This is a genomic window from Blastococcus sp. CT_GayMR16, assembly GCF_004570875.1.
Taxonomy (GTDB): domain Bacteria; phylum Actinomycetota; class Actinomycetes; order Mycobacteriales; family Geodermatophilaceae; genus Blastococcus_B.
Genome location: NZ_SPQK01000037.1, coordinates 1 through 15,873 on the forward strand (window position 1 = coordinate 1; position 15,873 = coordinate 15,873).

12 protein-coding genes are annotated in these 15,873 nt (G+C 74.9%); 3 read left to right on the forward strand and 9 right to left on the reverse strand.

All coding sequences use genetic code 11. The annotated features are described in order from the left end of the window. From ftsW to mraZ, 9 genes are all read right to left on the reverse strand, one after another. Positions 1 to 1,348: putative lipid II flippase FtsW (ftsW, locus tag E4P38_RS22290; RefSeq protein WP_245161235.1), on the reverse strand; the 1,348-nt coding region annotated here is incomplete at its 3' end. After that, entirely contained in the window at positions 1,345 to 2,766 is a 1,422-nt protein-coding gene (gene murD, locus E4P38_RS22295) for a UDP-N-acetylmuramoyl-L-alanine--D-glutamate ligase (RefSeq protein ID WP_135134185.1), read from the reverse strand. The genes murD and ftsW, both read right to left, overlap by 4 nt. 2 nt (positions 2,767 to 2,768) lie before the next feature. Further along, a complete protein-coding gene (gene mraY / locus E4P38_RS22300) occupies positions 2,769 to 3,848 on the reverse strand; it encodes a phospho-N-acetylmuramoyl-pentapeptide-transferase (protein WP_135134186.1) in 1,080 nt (359 codons plus the stop codon). Then, the gene (murF, locus tag E4P38_RS22305; RefSeq protein ID WP_135134187.1) at positions 3,845 to 5,239 is read right to left on the reverse strand and encodes a UDP-N-acetylmuramoyl-tripeptide--D-alanyl-D-alanine ligase; all 1,395 of its coding nucleotides are present in this window, start codon (positions 5,237 to 5,239) and stop codon (positions 3,845 to 3,847) included. Before murF ends, mraY begins: the two co-directional genes overlap by 4 nt. Positions 5,240 to 5,312: 73 nt before the next feature. Continuing rightward, entirely contained in the window at positions 5,313 to 6,872 is a 1,560-nt protein-coding gene (locus tag E4P38_RS22310) for a UDP-N-acetylmuramoyl-L-alanyl-D-glutamate--2,6-diaminopimelate ligase (RefSeq protein WP_135134188.1), read from the reverse strand. Between the two features lie 103 nt (positions 6,873 to 6,975). Next, positions 6,976 to 8,772: a penicillin-binding protein 2 gene (locus E4P38_RS22315; RefSeq protein ID WP_135134189.1), complete on the reverse strand. Its 1,797-nt coding sequence runs from the start codon at positions 8,770 to 8,772 to the stop codon at positions 6,976 to 6,978. Positions 8,773 to 8,775: 3 nt separating this feature from the next. After that, complete coding sequence (locus E4P38_RS22320; RefSeq protein WP_135134190.1) at positions 8,776 to 9,297, reverse strand: hypothetical protein; 522 nt, start codon at positions 9,295 to 9,297, stop codon at positions 8,776 to 8,778. Next, positions 9,294 to 10,289 (reverse strand): 16S rRNA (cytosine(1402)-N(4))-methyltransferase RsmH, encoded by a 996-nt coding sequence (gene rsmH, locus E4P38_RS22325; RefSeq protein WP_135134191.1) that lies wholly within the window; start codon positions 10,287 to 10,289, stop codon positions 9,294 to 9,296. The genes E4P38_RS22320 and rsmH overlap by 4 nt, the downstream gene beginning before the upstream one ends. Before the next feature lie 423 nt (positions 10,290 to 10,712). Beyond that, positions 10,713 to 11,147, reverse strand: a complete 435-nt coding sequence (gene mraZ, locus E4P38_RS22330; RefSeq protein ID WP_135134192.1) for a division/cell wall cluster transcriptional repressor MraZ — start codon at positions 11,145 to 11,147, stop codon at positions 10,713 to 10,715. Positions 11,148 to 11,393: 246 nt separating this feature from the next. Here mraZ and E4P38_RS22335 point away from each other — a divergent pair, with 246 nt between their 5' ends. From E4P38_RS22335 to E4P38_RS22345, 3 genes are all read left to right on the forward strand, one after another. Further along, positions 11,394 to 12,377, forward strand: coding sequence for an AAA family ATPase (locus E4P38_RS22335; protein WP_135134193.1), 984 nt, complete (start codon positions 11,394 to 11,396; stop codon positions 12,375 to 12,377). A gap of 6 nt (positions 12,378 to 12,383) precedes the next feature. Next, positions 12,384 to 13,766, forward strand: a complete 1,383-nt coding sequence (locus E4P38_RS22340; protein WP_135134194.1) for a DUF58 domain-containing protein — start codon at positions 12,384 to 12,386, stop codon at positions 13,764 to 13,766. After that, positions 13,763 to 15,873 (forward strand): DUF3488 and transglutaminase-like domain-containing protein (locus E4P38_RS22345; protein ID WP_135134195.1); only part of this gene is annotated, 2,111 nt, incomplete at its 3' end. The genes E4P38_RS22340 and E4P38_RS22345, both read left to right, overlap by 4 nt.

Below are 15,873 nucleotides of genomic sequence, written 5' to 3' on the forward strand. Positions count from 1 at the left end.
GGACGACGGTGCGGCCGCCGCTGACCACCGGGCGGGCCGACGGCCGGTCCTCGGGGCGCCGCCGCGGGCGCACCGGGTCGACGGACGCCACCGGCACGGGCAGGAAGATCCGCGCGAGGCGGCCGCGCTCCCGGCCGCGTAGCGCCTCGATGGCCGCCGGTTCCGATCGGGCGAACCGGGCGAGCAGACCGACGATGAAGAGGGTGAGCACCAGCGACGTCCCACCGGCGGAGATCAGCGGGAGCTGCACGCCGGTGACCGGCAGCAGGCCGACCACGTAGCCCATGTTCATGGCCGCCTGGCCCACGAGCCAGACCGTGATCGCCACGCTGGCCAGCTGCACGAAGCGGTCGGCCGAGCGGCGGGCGATCCGGAAGCCGGCGTAGGCGAGCACGCCGTACAGGGTGACGACGACGAGGCAGCCGAGGAAGCCGAGTTCCTCGCCGATGATCGCGAAGATGTAGTCGGACTCCGCGTGCGGCAGCAGGTTCCACTTCATCGCGCTGTTGCCGAGCCCGACGCCCCAGAGCCCGCCGGTGGCGAGGGCGTACATGCCTCGGACGGCCTGGAAGCCGGCGTTCGAGGGATCGGCGAACGGGTCGAGGAACGACGTGAGCCGTTCCAGCCGCTCCGGCGACAACGCCGCGACGAGAGCGAGGAGGGCGGCGAAGCCGGCCAGGGCCCACGCGAAGTACTTCACCGGCATACCGCCGGCCCAGAGAAGGCCGGTGAGCACGAGTCCGAGGGTGACGACCGCTCCGAAGTCGGGTTCTGCGATGAGCAGCAGCGACAGCACGGCGAAGACGGGCAGCACCGGCACGAGCAGCGACGTCGTCGTCAGGTATCGCTCGCGCAGCGCGAGCACGTGCGCGCCCCAGAGCGCGAACACCAGCTTGGCGATCTCCGACGGCTGCAGGTACGCGAAGCCCAGGTTGAACCACTGCCGGGCGCCGTTGAGCTTCACGCCGATGAACGGCACGAGCACCAGCAGCAGCATCGCGGCGACCACGATCAGCGCGATCGGCGACCACCGCCGGAGGAAGCCGGCCGGCAGCCGCAGCGCGACCAGCATCGCGCCGACGCCCAGCACGGCCCAGATCAGCTGCTGGACGCCGGGCGCCCAGGCGGGCTCGTCGGCGAGGGCCGCCTCGATCGAGGAGGCGGAGAAGACCATGACCAGCCCGATGGTCAGCAGCAGCCCGGCCGCGCCGAACACCAGGTGGGCGCTCGTCATGGGCCCGTCGAGCCAGGCGGGGCCGCGGAACGTGGGCGCGCGCTCGTACCGGGTGGGGGCGGCCGGCGCGCGGCGTTCACCGCCGGCCGACCGCGGCCGGGTGCTCGTGGTCACCGGGACAGGGCCCGCACCGCGTCGGCGAAGGCCCGGCCGCGGTGGCCGTAGTCGCGGAAGACGTCCATCGAGGCGGCCGCGGGCGCCAGCAGGACCGTGTCGCCGGGGCGGGCGAGCCCGGCGGCAGCGGCGACGACCTGCGTCATCGTCGCCTCGCCCGTCACACCAGTCCCGTCCATCCCGTCATCGTCGCCGCTGGCCACGCTCACCACGGGGACCATCGGGGCGTGTCGCGCCAGTGAGGCGGCGATATCGGCCCGGTCGCGGCCCAGGAGGACCACGCCGCCGAGCCGCCCGGCGACGGCGGCGACCAGCGGATCGACGTCGGCGCCCTTGAGCAGACCCCCGGCGATCCACACCACCCGCGGATAGGCGGCGAGCGAGGCGCCGGCCGCGTGCGGGTTGGTCGCCTTGCTGTCGTCGACGTAGTCGACGCCGTCGACCGTGGCGATGAGCACGTTGCGGTGCGCCCCGCCGCGGAAGCCGGCCAGCCCGCGGCCGACCGCCTCGGCCGGCACGCCGATCGCCCGGGCCAGCGCCGCGGCGGCCAGGGCGTTGACCCGGTTGTGCGGCCCGGGGACCTGCAGGTCCGCGAGGTCCAGCAGCAGCTCCCCCGCCGGGTCGGCGCTGAACGCCCGGTCGACGAGCGCTCCGGACCGGACCCCGAGCTGGCCGGGCGCCGGCTCGCCGAGGGTGACCGTCACCGGGCGGGCATGGCCGGCGACCAGGGCGGAGGCGACCGGGTCGCCGGCGTCGGCGACCGCCACCGGGGCCAGCCGCAGGATCCGGGCCTTGGCGTCGCGGTAGTCGGCGAACGACCCGTGCCAGTCGGTGTGGTCGTCGGCCACGTTGAGGACGGCGGCCGCGGCCGGCGCGAGCGTCGACGACCAGTGCAGCTGGAAGCTGGAGAGCTCCACGGCGAGGACGTCGTAGGTGGGTGTGCTGTCGTCCTCGACGGCGGTGACCACCTCGACCAGCGGTCGCCCGACGTTCCCGGCGGCGACGGCGCGGCGGCCGTCGGCCAGGAGGATCGCCTCGAGCATGGTGACCGTCGTCGTCTTGCCGTTGGTGCCGGTGACCGCGAGCCACGGCGCCGGCGTGCCGTCGGCGCCCGGTATGCGCAGGCGCCAGGCCAGCTCCGGCTCGCCGACGACCTCCACTCCGCGGGCGGCGGCGTCGACCAGCAGCGGCGCGTCCGGGCGCCAGCCCGGCGAGGTGACGACCAGGTCGACGCCGTCGGGGACGGTCTCCCGCGGGCCGAGCCATGTGCCGCCGTCCGCGGTGAGCTCGGCGACGACGGCCGGCTCGGCCGCGTCGGTGAGCAGCACCCTCGCGCCGAGGCGCAGCAGCACCCGGGCCGCGGCCGCCCCGGAGACCCCGAGGCCGGCGACCAGGACCGTGCGCCCGTTCAGCTGCATCGCTAGAGCCCGACGAAGTCGAGCCAGTCGGCATAGAACAACCCGATACCGAAGGCGACGGCCATGGCGGTGACCAGCCAGAACCGCACGATGACGGTGTTCTCGGTCCAGCCCGCGAGCTCGAAGTGGTGGTGCAGCGGGGCCATCCGGAAGACCCGCCGTCGGGTGGCGCGGAAGAACGCGACCTGGATGACGACCGACAGGGTGACCGCGACGAACAGCCCGCCGAGGACGACGAGCAGCAGCTCGGTGCGGGTGACGATGGCCAGCCCCGACAGCAGACCGCCGAGCGCCAGCGAGCCGGTGTCGCCCATGAAGATGCGGGCCGGGCTGGTGTTCCACCAGAGGAATCCCAGACAGGCCCCGAGCGCCGCGGCCGCCACGAGAGTGACGTCCAGCGGGTCCCGCACGGTGTAGCAGCCCTCGATCAGCTCGTTGGCGCAGTCGTGGGTGAACTGCCAGAAGGAGATGAACACGTAGGAGGCGAACACCATCGCCGAGGACCCCGCGGCCAGCCCGTCGAGGCCGTCGGTGAGGTTCACGGCGTTGGAGAACCCGGCGATGAACAGATAGGCCAGGATCACGAACGCGACCGAGCCCAGCGCGAACGGCGCGATGTCCCGGACGTAGGAGACGACGGTCGAGGCCGGCGTCACGTTCCGGTTGTTCGGGAAGTTGATCGCCAGCACGGCGAACGCGACGCCGACGACCAGCTGGCCGACGAGCTTGGCGGTCTTGTTCAGCCCGAGGCTGCGGCGGTGCCGGATCTTGAGGTAGTCGTCGAGGAAGCCGACCGTGCCCATGCCGGTCATGAGGAACAGCAGCATCAGGCCGGTGGCGGTGAACCCCCAGTTGTCCTGGCCGTTCAGTAGGAGATGGGCGGCCAGGTACCCGCCGAGGGTCGCGCCGACGATCACCGTCCCGCCCATGGTGGGCGTGCCCTTCTTGGACAGGTGGCTCTCGGGGCCGTCGTCCCGGATCTCCTGGCCCAGGCCCTGCCGGCGGAACGCGCGGATCGCGATCGGGGTGATCAGGATCGAGATGATCAGGCCGAAACCGGCCGCGATCAGGACAGACCTCACGCGCCGGCCCCTGCGGTCAGCAGATCGGCGGCGAGCAGTTCCAGTCCGTAGGAGCGGCTGGCCTTGACGAGGACGACGTCCCCGGGCCGCAGCACCTTCGACAACAGCTCGCGGGCAGCGGCCCGGTCCGGCACGTGCACCGACTCCTCTCCTGCGCGACGGCCGGCAGCCGCCGCGCCGTCGGCTATGCCTACCGCATCGGGACCGACGGCAACGATCAGGTCGACCCCTGCGGCGGCCGCGTCCCGACCGAGCCGCTCGTGTTCCGCCGCGGCGTCGGGGCCGAGCTCCGCCATGGCGCCCAGGACGGCGATCCGGCGGGTGCCGGACAGGCCGGCGAGTGCGGCCAGCGCGGCCCGCATCGACTCTGGGTTGGCGTTGTAGGCGTCGTTGACGACGGTCACCTCGTCGTCGCGGCGGGACACCTCCATGCGCCAGCGGCTGCGCGGTCCGGCGGCCGACAGGGCGGCGGCGACCTCCGCCGGGGCCATGCCCGCGGCCAGTGCGGCGCCGGCGGCCGACAGGGCGTTGGCCACCTGGTGCTCACCGACCACCTGGAGCGCGACGGGGTGCTCCTCCCCCGCGGCGGCCAGGGTGAAGGCGCCACGGGCGGCGCCGTCCAGAACGACGTCGACCGCACGGACGGCGGCGTCCTCGCTCCGGCCGGTGGTCAGGACGGTGGCGCGCGTGCGGGCGGCCATGCCGAGCACCCGGGGGTCGTCGGCGTTGAGGACGGCGGTGCCGTCGTCGGGCAGCGCCTCGACGAGCTCCCCCTTGGCCACGGCGATCCCCTCGGCGCTGCCGAACTCGCCGAGGTGGGCGGAGCCGACGTTGAGCACCACGCCGATGCGGGGCCGGGCGACGCGGCAGAGCCGGGCGATGTGCCCGCGCCCGCGCGAGCCCATCTCCAGCACCAGGAAGCGGGTCTGCTCGTCGGCGCTGAGGACGGTGATCGGCAGGCCGATGTCGTTGTTGTAGGACCCGGGCGGGCTCACGGTCGTGCCCGCGGCGGCCAGTACCTGGCCGAGCAGGTCCTTGGTCGAGGTCTTGCCCGAGGAACCGGTGATCGCCAGCGTCTGCAGCCCCCCGGCCACGAGCCGCGCGTGCACGCCCGCCGCCAGCCGCCCCAGGGCGTCGACCGGGTCGTCGACGACGACGCACGGAAGGGCGTCGTCCGGACGCGTGCTGATCGCGGCGACGGCTCCGGCGGCGGCTGCGGCCGGCAGGAAGTCGGAGCCGTCCACGTGCTCCCCCGCGACGGCGACGAAGAGGTCGCCCGCCGCGACGGTCCGGGAATCGAGGGTCACCGCACCGGTGACGATCGCGTCCGCGTCACCGGTCAGCTCGCCGCCGGTGAGCTCGGCCACCTCGGCCAGGGTCAGCCGGATCACAAGGACTCCTCGCTGGCGCTCGTCGCCCCTGTGCTCGGCGATGCTGTGTTCTTGCGTGCCCTCGCAAGCTCGATCACGTGCGTGTCCCCATCCCGGCCAGGACCTCGCGGAGCACGGTGCGGTCGTCGAAGGGGTGCACGGTGCCCGCGACCTCCTGGCCGGTCTCGTGGCCCTTGCCGGCGACCAGCAGGGTGTCCCCCGGTGCTGCGAGGGCGACCGCGGCGGCCAGCGCGTTGCGGCGGCCGGCGACCTCGAGCACCTCGGCGCGGAGGTCGGCGGGCACCTGCTGCACGCCGTCGAGCATCGCGGCGCGGATCGCGGCCGGGTCCTCCGAGCGCGGGTTGTCGTCGGTCACGATCAGTACATCGCTGCCGAGGGCCGCAGCGGTCCCCATCGCCGGCCTCTTTCCCGGATCGCGGTCACCGCCGCAGCCGAGGACGGTGATCACGCGGCCGGCCGTGTCGGCCCGCAGTGCCGCCAGGGCGGTCGCGACGGCATCCGGGGTGTGGGCGTAGTCCACGACCGCGACGAAGGGCTGGCCCGCCTCGACCGGCTCCATCCGTCCGGGGACCACGGTCTCCGCCAGCCCGGCGAGCGCGGTCACGACCGGCACCCCCACGGCGTCGAGCAGGGCCACGGCCAGGACGGCGTTGGCCACGTTGAACCGGCCGGGCAGCCGCAGCCGCGCCGGCCACGTCGCGCCGTCCGGGCCGCGCAGGGTGAAGGTCGAGCCGCCTCCGGGCGCCGGCTCGACGTCGGTCGCGGTCCAGTCGGCCTGGCCCGCGATCGACACCGTCGCGGCGTCCGGCCGCAGCCCCGCCAGCCGGCGGCCGGCCTCGTCGTCGACGGTGACCACTTCCCGCGCGGCCCGCCCGTCGAAGAGCATCGCCTTCGCCTGGAAGTACTCCTCGAGGTCGCCGTGGAAGTCCAGGTGGTCGCGGCCGAGGTTGGTGAAGCCCGCGGTGGCGAACCGGATCCCGCCGACGCGGCCCATCACCAGTGCGTGGCTGGAGACCTCCATGACCACCGCGGAGACACCCGACTCGGCCATCTCGGCCAGCAGGGCGTGCAGGGCGGGCGCCTCGGGGGTGGTGCGGACGCTGGGGAGCGCGGTGACCGTCGGCTGCCCGGCGGCGTCCCGACCGCGGGTGCGGGTCTGCACGGTGCCGATCAGGCCGGTGCCGAGCCCGGCGGCGGCCAGGCCCGCCTCGACGAGGTACGCCGTCGTCGTCTTGCCGTTGGTGCCGGTGATCCCGAGCACGGTCAGCCGGCGGCTCGGCTCGCCGTACACCCGGTCCGCGACCTCCCCGAGCACGGCGCGGGGGTCGTCCACCACGCAGACCGGGAGGCCCGACTCGGCGGCGGCCGCCTGCCCGGTGAGATCGGTGAGGACGGCGACAGCGCCCCGGGACGCCGCGTCCGCGACGTACTGGCTGCCGTGGGTGCGGGCACCGGGAAGGGCCGCGTACAGGTCACCCGCCTGGACGTCAGCCGATGCCAGGGTGACGCCGCGGATCTGCGTGCCGTCGGCCGGACCGCTCACGGGGTCGCCGACGAGGTCGGCCAGTTCGGCGAGGGACAGGGGTCGGTTCCCCGTGGGCCGGGGCACCGACCCGGCGTCGGTCGGGGTCACGGGGCTCCAATCTACCGGCGGAGGGTGCTGCGCCCGCGCACCTCGGGGGGCACCGCACGCCGCAGGCCCCTCCGCCAGGACGGAGAGGCGCCCGCCGAGGGGGTCAGGGGGTACCGGTGAGGACGAAGTCCGGCCGGGGTGTGCCCGACGGGACGACGCCGTCGGCGGTCAGCGCGTACCGCATGATGTCGGCGAAGACCGGGGCGGCGACCTGGCCGCCCTCCGCCTCGCTCGTGGGCCGCTCCAGGTCGACGGCGACGACGTACTGGGGATCGTCGGCGGGCGCGAACCCGACGAACGTCGTGACGTAGCCGCCGCCCTCGTAGCAGTTGCACTCCGGGTTGGCCCGCTGGGCGGTGCCGGTCTTGCCGGCCACCCGGAAGCCCTCGATCTCGCCGAGCGGTGCGGTGCCGTCGCGGCCGACGACCGCTTCGAGCATGTAGGCCATCCGGTCGGCGGTGGACTGGCTGATGACCCGCGTGCTCTCCGGTTCCGGCGCCTCGGTCACCCGCCCGCCCGGCCCGGTGACCGACTCGACGATGCGCGGCTCGATCCGCACGCCGTCGTTGGCGATCGTCTGGTAGATCGACGCCATCTGCAGCGTCGTCACCGAGACGCCCTGGCCGATCGGCACGTTGGCCGCCCGGCTGGCGGTCCAGTCCGCGGAGTCCTCGAGGATGCCGGCGCTCTCGCCCGGCAGCTCGATGCCGGTGGTGTCGCCCAGCCCGAAGGCCCGCAGGTAGTGCTCGAGCTTCTCGTCGCCGACCTCGCGGGCCAGCATGATCGTGCCGACGTTGCTGGACTTGGCGAGGATGCCGGTGACCGTCCACTCGATCGGCGCGTGGTCGTGGGCGTCGGTGACGACGCGGTCGCCGGCGGCGATGTGCCCGTTGACCGACAGCACCGTGTCCGGGGTCGCCACCCCCTCCTCCAGCGCGGCCGACAGGGTCACGGCCTTCATCACCGAGCCCGGCTCGAAGACGTCGGACACCACGGGGTTGCCCAGCAGGTTCGGGTCGGTCTTCGAATAGTTCCCCGGGTCATAGCCGGGGCAGGACCCCATCGCCATGACCTGACCGGTGTGGACGTCGAGGACGACCGCCGACGCGCGGGTCGTGGCGCCGTCGGAGCAGGCCTCGCCGAGCCGCTGCTCGGTCACGTACTGCAGGTCCTGGTCGACGGTCAGCGTCACGGTGTCGCCGTCGGTGGCCGGCGTCGACTCGTCGATCCCCGAGGGGATCGGGTTGCCGCCGCTGCCGACCTCCACCCGCCGATGGCCGTCGGTGCCCGCGAGCTCGTCCTGGAAGGTCTGCTCGATGCCGGCGAGGCCCTCGCCGTCGCGGCCGACGAATCCGATCACCTGGCCGCCCACGGTGCCGGCCGGGTACAGCCGCACGGGGTCGTCCTCGAAGGAGATGCCGGGCAGCTCCAGGGCGTCGATCGCGTCGGTGGTCTCCGGGGAGACCTGCGCGGCCAGGACGACGTAGCGGTCGTCCTGCGACAGCTTCTCGGCCAGCTCGGCCTCGGGGACGTCGATGAGCGGGCCGAGTTCCCGGGCGGTGCGCGCGGGGTGCGAGACCACCGTCGGATCGGCCACGACCCGGGAGGCTGCGACGGTGTAGGCGAAGGGGTTGCCGTCGCGGTCGAGGACCGCGCCGCGCAGCGCCGCGATGGGATAGGTGCGCAGCCGGTCCTGCTCGGCGGCGTTGGCGTAGGCGGCGCCGTCGACCCCCTGCAGGACGGCCAGCCGGCCGACGACGAGCACCAGCAGCGTGATCATCAGGGCGAGGCCCCAGCGATTGCGCAGCCCGCGCTGATCGACCGACAGCCCGGCGCCACTGCGCCGGCTGCCCGGGGCCCGGCGAGAGGTGAACGCCCCCGGGCGGACCGTGTTCGGCACTGCTCAGTCCCCGCCCTCGGCGTCGCCGGGCGCCGGAGCGGGCTCGGGGGTACCGCGGAGGACGGAGCCGTCGGGCTCGATGACGAGGTAGGCCGCCGGGCCGGCGGGCACGAGGCCGGCCGCGACCGCCGCACGGGCGACCTCGGCGGGCGTGCTCCCGGAGACGACCTGCTGCTCGAGGCGCTGGACCTCCTGGGCCCGCTCAGCGTTCTCCGCCCGCAGCTGGGTGGCCTTCAGGGAGTCGACCGCGATGACGGTGTTGAGGACCAGCAGCGCCAGCGTGGTGCCGACCAGCAGGCCGACCACGAGCAGGACGTAGGGGGCGCGCTTGTGCCGGAGGGCCGACGTGGGACGGCGGCGCGGGCGCGTGGTGGGAACGCCGGGGACCAGCCGGAGCTCGGGGCGCGGGGTGGGCCGCGGAGTGCTGCGGGTCCCGCTGCGCGTCGTCCGGGTCGTGCCCGTCGTCGTCCGGGCGGACGGCGCGGTGCTGCGGGAGGGAACGCGGGCAGTGGCGCGACCGGTCATGCGGCCCTCCGGATGCGTTCGGCGGCGCGGACCCGCGCGGACGCGGCCCGCGGGTTCGCTGCGGTCTCGGCCTCGCCGGCTTCCTCGCCGCCGCGGGTGAGCAGCCGGAGGACCGGGCCGAGCTCGGGGTTCGGCACGGGGAACTCCGGCGGCGTCCGGTCGACGGCGCCGGCGGCCAGCGTCTGCTTGACGATGCGGTCCTCGAGGGAGTGGAAGGTGATGACGACGACCCGGCCGCCGACGGCGAGGGCCTCGACGGCGGCCGGCAGGGCCCGCTCGAGGGCCCCGAGTTCGTCGTTGACCTCGATGCGCAGCGCCTGGAACGTGCGCTTGGCCGGGTGTCCGCCGGTGCGCCGGGTGGCGGCGGGGATGGAGGAGCGCACCAGCTCGGCGAGGCGGGCGGTGGTGGTGAACGGCTCCCGGGTGCGCTCGCGGTCGATGGCGGCCGCGATCCGCGAGGCGAACCGCTCCTCGCCGTAGACCCGGAGCACCCGGGCGAGGTCCTTCGGCGGATAGGTGTTGACGATCTCGGCGGCGGTCCGCGGGGCGCCCGGGTCCATCCGCATGTCCAGCGGCGCGTCGACGGAGTAGCTGAAGCCCCGTTCGGGTCGGTCGAGCTGGAGCGAGGAGACGCCGAGGTCGAACAGCACGCCCTGGACCTCGTCGATGCCGAGCCGCGCGAGCACGTCCGGGAGCTCGTCGAACACGGCCGGCACGAGGGTGACCCGGTCGCTGTACCCGGCCGCCTCGATCCGGCGGGCTGCCTCGGCGCGCGCGTCCGGGTCGCGGTCCAGGCCGATCAGCCGGAGACCGGGGTGGGCGTCGAGCATGGCCAGGGAGTGCCCGGCCAGCCCCAGGGTGGCGTCGACCAGGACGGCGCCGTCGACCGCGCACGCGGGGGCGAGGAGTTCGGTGACACGTTCCAGCAGGACGGGAACGTGCACCGCGGGCCCCGATGGGCCCGGCGCCGCGGCAGGTCCCGTGCTGCTCATCGTCGACTGCCTCTCGAACGGTCCGGGGTTGCTCCGGCGATGGTGCCGCGCACCGGCGCCCTGCGGTGGGACGCGGGCTGCATGCGGTGCGAATCGGTTCCGGTGGAGCCGAGTGGGGCGGGTGGGGCTCGGTGGGCGGGCGGGCGGAAGCAGCTGGGGCGGGCGGGCGGAAGTGGAGCGCAGTGGGGGCAGAGATGGTGTGGCCGCCCCCCGCGGGGCTCCGCCTGGCGTCGGGGAAGAGCGTCAGGTGGTGCCCCGCGGGGGCGGTGGGCTTCCTCCGTGCCGATGTGGTGGGCCGTCGCAGTGCTTCGGGACCGAGCCGCGGGGAAGGCGGCTGGGGCCCGGACCGGTCGAGCCGCAGGGAAGGCGGCTCGTTCGGCGGCTGCGCAGGCCCGCATCAGCGGGCGGTGACGTGCCCTGGGATCACGACAGCGTCGGCATCCCCTCGCTCTCCATGTCGGCGTAGGCGGCCTCCTGCTCGGCCACGTAGGCCTCCCAGTTGGCGGCGTCCCAGATCTCGAAGCGGGTGTCCACGCCGACGATGACGACGTCGCGGTCCAGCCCCGCGTACTCCCGCAGGCTCGCGGGGATGGTGATGCGGCCGGTCTTGTCGGGCTCGATCTCGACCATCGACCCGAAGCTCATGCGGGCGGCCATACGGGCGCCGGAGGTGTCCGACGGCGCCATCGCGGCCATCGCGGCGCTCTGCTCGGCGACCCGGCCCATGGTCAGGCCGTAGATGCAGCGCTCCTGGCCCTTCTTGATCACCATGCCGTCGGCCACCTGGTCGCGGAAGCGGACGGGGAGGGCGAGCCGGCCCTTCTCGTCGAGCCGCAAGGGGTAGCTGCCGACGAACACCGGATCACCCCCTGCATCGGTCCTCCTGTGGGCCCCGCAGCGACCCCGACGGTCCCTGCCTCCCCACCGGGCGACACAGTAACCCACTAGCCCCCACTGGACACCACTCGACGCCGTGTCGTGACCTGCTCTCCCCACCGCCCGCCGACGTGGTCCCGCCGCAGGTCAGGCGTGCCGGACGCCTCGCGCGGCCGGGTGACGCCGGGAGCCGTTCACGAACGCCCAACGGCACGTACGGTGGAAGACGTGACGGAGGCGACACGTACCGCCGACGGAGCGGCCGGTCCCTCGGTCGACGTCGCAGCGGAAGGCGCACGGATCGTGGCGAACATCGGCCGCGTGGTGCAGGGCAAGGACGACGTGGTTCGGCTGGCGCTGGTCGTCCTGCTCGCCGAGGGCCACCTGCTGATCGAGGACGTCCCGGGCGTCGGGAAGACGACGCTGGCGAAGGCGCTCGCGGCATCCATCGACGCCAGCGTCCGGCGGATCCAGTTCACCCCCGACCTGCTCCCGAGCGACGTCACCGGCGTGGCGATCTACGACCAGGAGACCCGGGAGTTCGAGTTCAAGCCCGGGGCGATCTTCGCCAACATCGTCGTCGCCGACGAGATCAACCGGGCCTCGCCGAAGACCCAGTCCGCGCTGCTGGAGTGCATGGAGGAGCGGCAGGTCACCGTCGACGGCGTCAGCTACGAGCTCGCCCGCCCGTTCCTGGTGATGGCGACGCAGAACCCGCTGGAGATGGAGGGCACCTATCCCCTCCCCGAGGCCCAGCGCGACCGCTTCACCGCGCGGGTCTCCATGGGCTACCCCGGCCGCGACGCCGAGCTGGCGATGCTCGACGACCGGGCGACCTCCGATCCGCTCGTCGGGCTGGCCCCCGTGGCCGACGCCGCGACGGTGCGCGATCTGGTCGACGCCGTCGGCGGCCTGTTCGTGTCCGAAGGGGTGCGCCGCTACGTCGTCGCCCTGGTGGAGGCCTCCCGCCGCTCCCCGCACCTGCGGCTCGGCGCCTCGCCGCGGGCCGGCCTGCAGCTCCTGCGCGCCGCCCGCGCCTCGGCCGCCCTCTCCGGCCGCGACCACGTGCTGCCCGACGACGTCCAGGCCCTCGCCGGACCGGTGCTCTCGCACCGCCTGCTGCTCACCGCCGACGCGACCCTGGGTCGCCGCAGCGCGGAGCAGGTGGTCACGGAGCTGCTCTCCGCCGTGCCCGTCCCGCGCGGACGCTGACCCGCGGTGCCTACTGCCGGGCTCGTCCTCTCCTCGTTGACCGCCCGGGGGCGCTGCCTGGTGGGGGCCGGTGTGGCGCTGCTGCTGCTCGGCATCCTCCTGGGCGAGCAGGGCCTCGCGCAGCTGGCCGTCTTCGTCCTGGCCCTGCCGGTGATCTCCGCGCTGACCGTGGCCCGGGAGCGGTTCCGGCTCGCCTCCCGGCGCACCCTCACCCCGGCCCGCCTCCCCCGCGGCGAGACCGCCGACGTCCTGCTCGAGGTCAGCAACGCCGACACCCGCCCCGGCGGGCTGTGGGTGCTCACCGAGCAGATCCCGGCCGACCTGGGGCGCTCGAAGCGGTTCGTCGTCGACCGGCTGCCCGGCGGCGGGACGGCGACCCTCGGGTACCGCGTGCACGGCGACCGGCGCGGCCGGCACCTGCTCGGCCCGCTGCGACTGCGGCTGGTCGACCCGTTCGGCCTCGTCGAGCGCAGCGCCGTCGGCACCGACACCGCGGCCCTGCTCGTGGTCCCGCGCGTGCGCCCGCTCGGCTCCGAGGGGCCCGCCGGAGGACAGGGCAACGGCGGCGAGGGCGCACGGCGCACGATCGCCGTCCACGGCGAGGACGACGTGAGCACCCGTGAGTACCGGCACGGCGACGACCTGCGCAAGGTGCACTGGAAGGCCACGGCCCGGACCGGTGAGCTCATGGTCCGGCTGGAGGAACGCCCCTGGCGGGCCCAGGCCACCCTGCTGCTGGACACCCGCGCCCGCGCCCACCTGGTCTCCCCGCGGCACGCCCCCGTCGTCCTGCCGGGACCCGAGGGGGACGACTGCCCGCCCCCCGACAGCCTGGAGTGGCTGATCGAGGCGGCGGCCAGCATCGGGACGACGCTCGCCCGGCGCGGTGCGGTGCTCCGGGCGGTGACCGACGCGGGCGAACTCGTGCCGACCTCGGGCCGCGGCCGGCTCAGTGCCGAGGAACTCCTGGACCGGCTCGCCACGGTCGGCCCGTCCCGGGTGCCGGGCCTGCGCGCCGGCGTGGAGCAGTTGTGCCGCGCCGCCGGGGACGGCCCGGTCATCTGCCTGCTCGGTGCGGTCGGGCCGGACAACGTCGTCGAGCTCATCCGCGGGCGGTCCGGTCCCACCAGCGACGCCGCGATCCTGCTCGACATCGAGAGCTGGTCCGACCCGGGGCTCGCGCGGTCCCGGCGCGGCGCTGCCACCGCCGCGCGGGGCGTGCTGACCAGCCAGCGCGAGGACGCGGTGTCGCTGCTCCGATCGGCCGGCTGGCGGGTCGCCGTCGCCAGTGCCGACCGGTCGGTGGCCGACGTCTGGGCCACCCTGGGCGGGACCGCCGGCCTGCCGTCGGTGTCCATGGCCGCGGGTCCGCTCGGGGCGCCGGCGTGAACGCCGCCGACGTCCGGTCCGCCGGGGCGGCCGCCACCGCCACGGTCCTCGGGGCGTGCGCCCTCACGCCGGTCTTCTCTTCGGCCGCCTGGCTGCTGCCGGTCGTCGCCGTCGTCCTCGTCGTCCTCGCGGGCGGCCTGCTGCTGCGCGTCGGCGGCCCGGCGCTCTGGGCGCGGCTCACGCACGGCCGGCCGGTGCCCGGCCGGATCGCCGCCCTGGGTGTGGCCCTCGTCCCCGCCGGTCAGCTGTTCCTGGTCCTATCGCTCCTCACGGCCCGGTACTCCCCCGGAGAGGCCTTCGGCGGGGTCTTCCCCACGCGTGACAGCCTCGCCCAGCTGGCCGCGGTGCTGGCCGACGGCGGGGCCGAGCTCCGCGAGCAGGCGACGCCCGCACTGCCCCTGACCGGCCTGCTGGCGATGACGACGCTGTTCGTCGGGCTGGTCGCGGTCGTCGTCGACCTCCTCGCCGTCGCCGGGCGCCAGGCAGCGCTGGCCGGCCTCGGCCTGCTCGTCCTCTACTGCGTCCCGGTCGCCACCATCACCGGCGGCATCGGGTTCGTGGCCATCGCCGCCCCCGCCGTCGGGCTGGCCGTGTTGCTGTGGACCGATCAGCGCCGCCGGGTGGGGCCGGCCAGCCGACCGTCGGAGCCCGGGCTCGCCGCGCTGCTCGGCACCGGGACGACGGCGGCGCTGCGGATCGGCTCCGCGGCGCTGCTCAGCGGCCTCGTCGTCGGCACCGTCGTCCCCACGCTGGCCGAGGGGTCCCTGGCCACCGGCCTCGGGGGTGGCTCCGGCTCGGCCACGGGCACCGCGCTCGACCCGGTGGCCGAGCTCACCGGGCAGCTGATGCTGCCCGAGCCGATCGACCTGCTCCGCCTGGACACGACGGTGGATGACCCGGGCTACCTGCGCGCGGTCACCCTCGACGACTACGACGGCGACGTCGGCTGGACGATGAGCAACCTTGCCGGTGAGGAGTCCATCGCCGACAACGACCGGCTGGCCCCGCTCCCGCCCAGGCAGCAGGCCCGTGAGGTGACGGCCGTCATCCGGGCCATCCAGCACGACGACCGGTTCCTGCCCGTTCCCACGTCCCCCCTGACGGTGCGGATGCACGACGACGGGGAGGGCCAGTGGCGCTACGACCCCACCACCGGCACGGTCTTCGGCCGCGACGTCACCAGCGCCGGGCAGAGCTACACGGTGGTCGCCGAAGAGGCGCGGCCGGCCGCCGGGCTGCTCGCGGCCTCGCAGCCGTTGCCCCCGGACAACGGCATGCAGCTGCTCTACACCCGGTTGCCGGAACTGGACCCGCGGATCCTCGACTACGTCGCCGAGGCGACCGTCGGGGCCGTCACGCCCTACGACCGGGTCCGGGGCATCCATGCATTCCTGACCAACCGCGCCAACAACTTCCGCTACAGCCTCTCCACGGAGCCCGGCACGAGCGGCAACGACCTCGTGGACTTCCTCCGGCTGCGCCGGGGGTACTGCGAGCAGTACGCCGGGGCGATGGCGGTCATGGTGCGGGCCGCCGGGGTGCCCGCACGGGTCGCCCTGGGGTACACGCCGGGCCAGGAACAGCGTGACGGCAGCCGGCTGATCACCAGCGACGACGCCCACGCATGGGTGGAGGTCTACTTCCAGGGCCTCGGCTGGGTGCCCTTCGACCCCACACCGATCGGGACCGACCGTGCGGTGACGCTCCCGTGGGCTCCGCGGGCCGACTCCACCACCCGCACGGACGAGGGCGAGGTGCTCCCGCTGCCGTTGCCGCCGACGGCGGCCGCACCGACCCTCCGCGAGGACCGGGCCGGCGACGCCGCCTCGACGGCCGGCGAGGGGCAGGGCACCGGCGGCACGCCCTGGCCGGTGCTGGCCGGGGGCGGACTCGCGCTGGTCCTCCTCGTCGGCTTCGGGACGCCGGCCGTCGTCCGGGCGCTGCAGCGCCGACGCCGGCTCGCGGCCGGGACCGCGGGCGCCCTGTGGGACGAACTGGCGGCCACCGCCCTCGACGTGAGGGTTCCGCTGCAGGCGGCCTGGACGCCGCGACGAGCGGCCGAGGAGCTGGCGGCGGTGGTGGCCCGCGGTGGTGACCCCGACGGTCG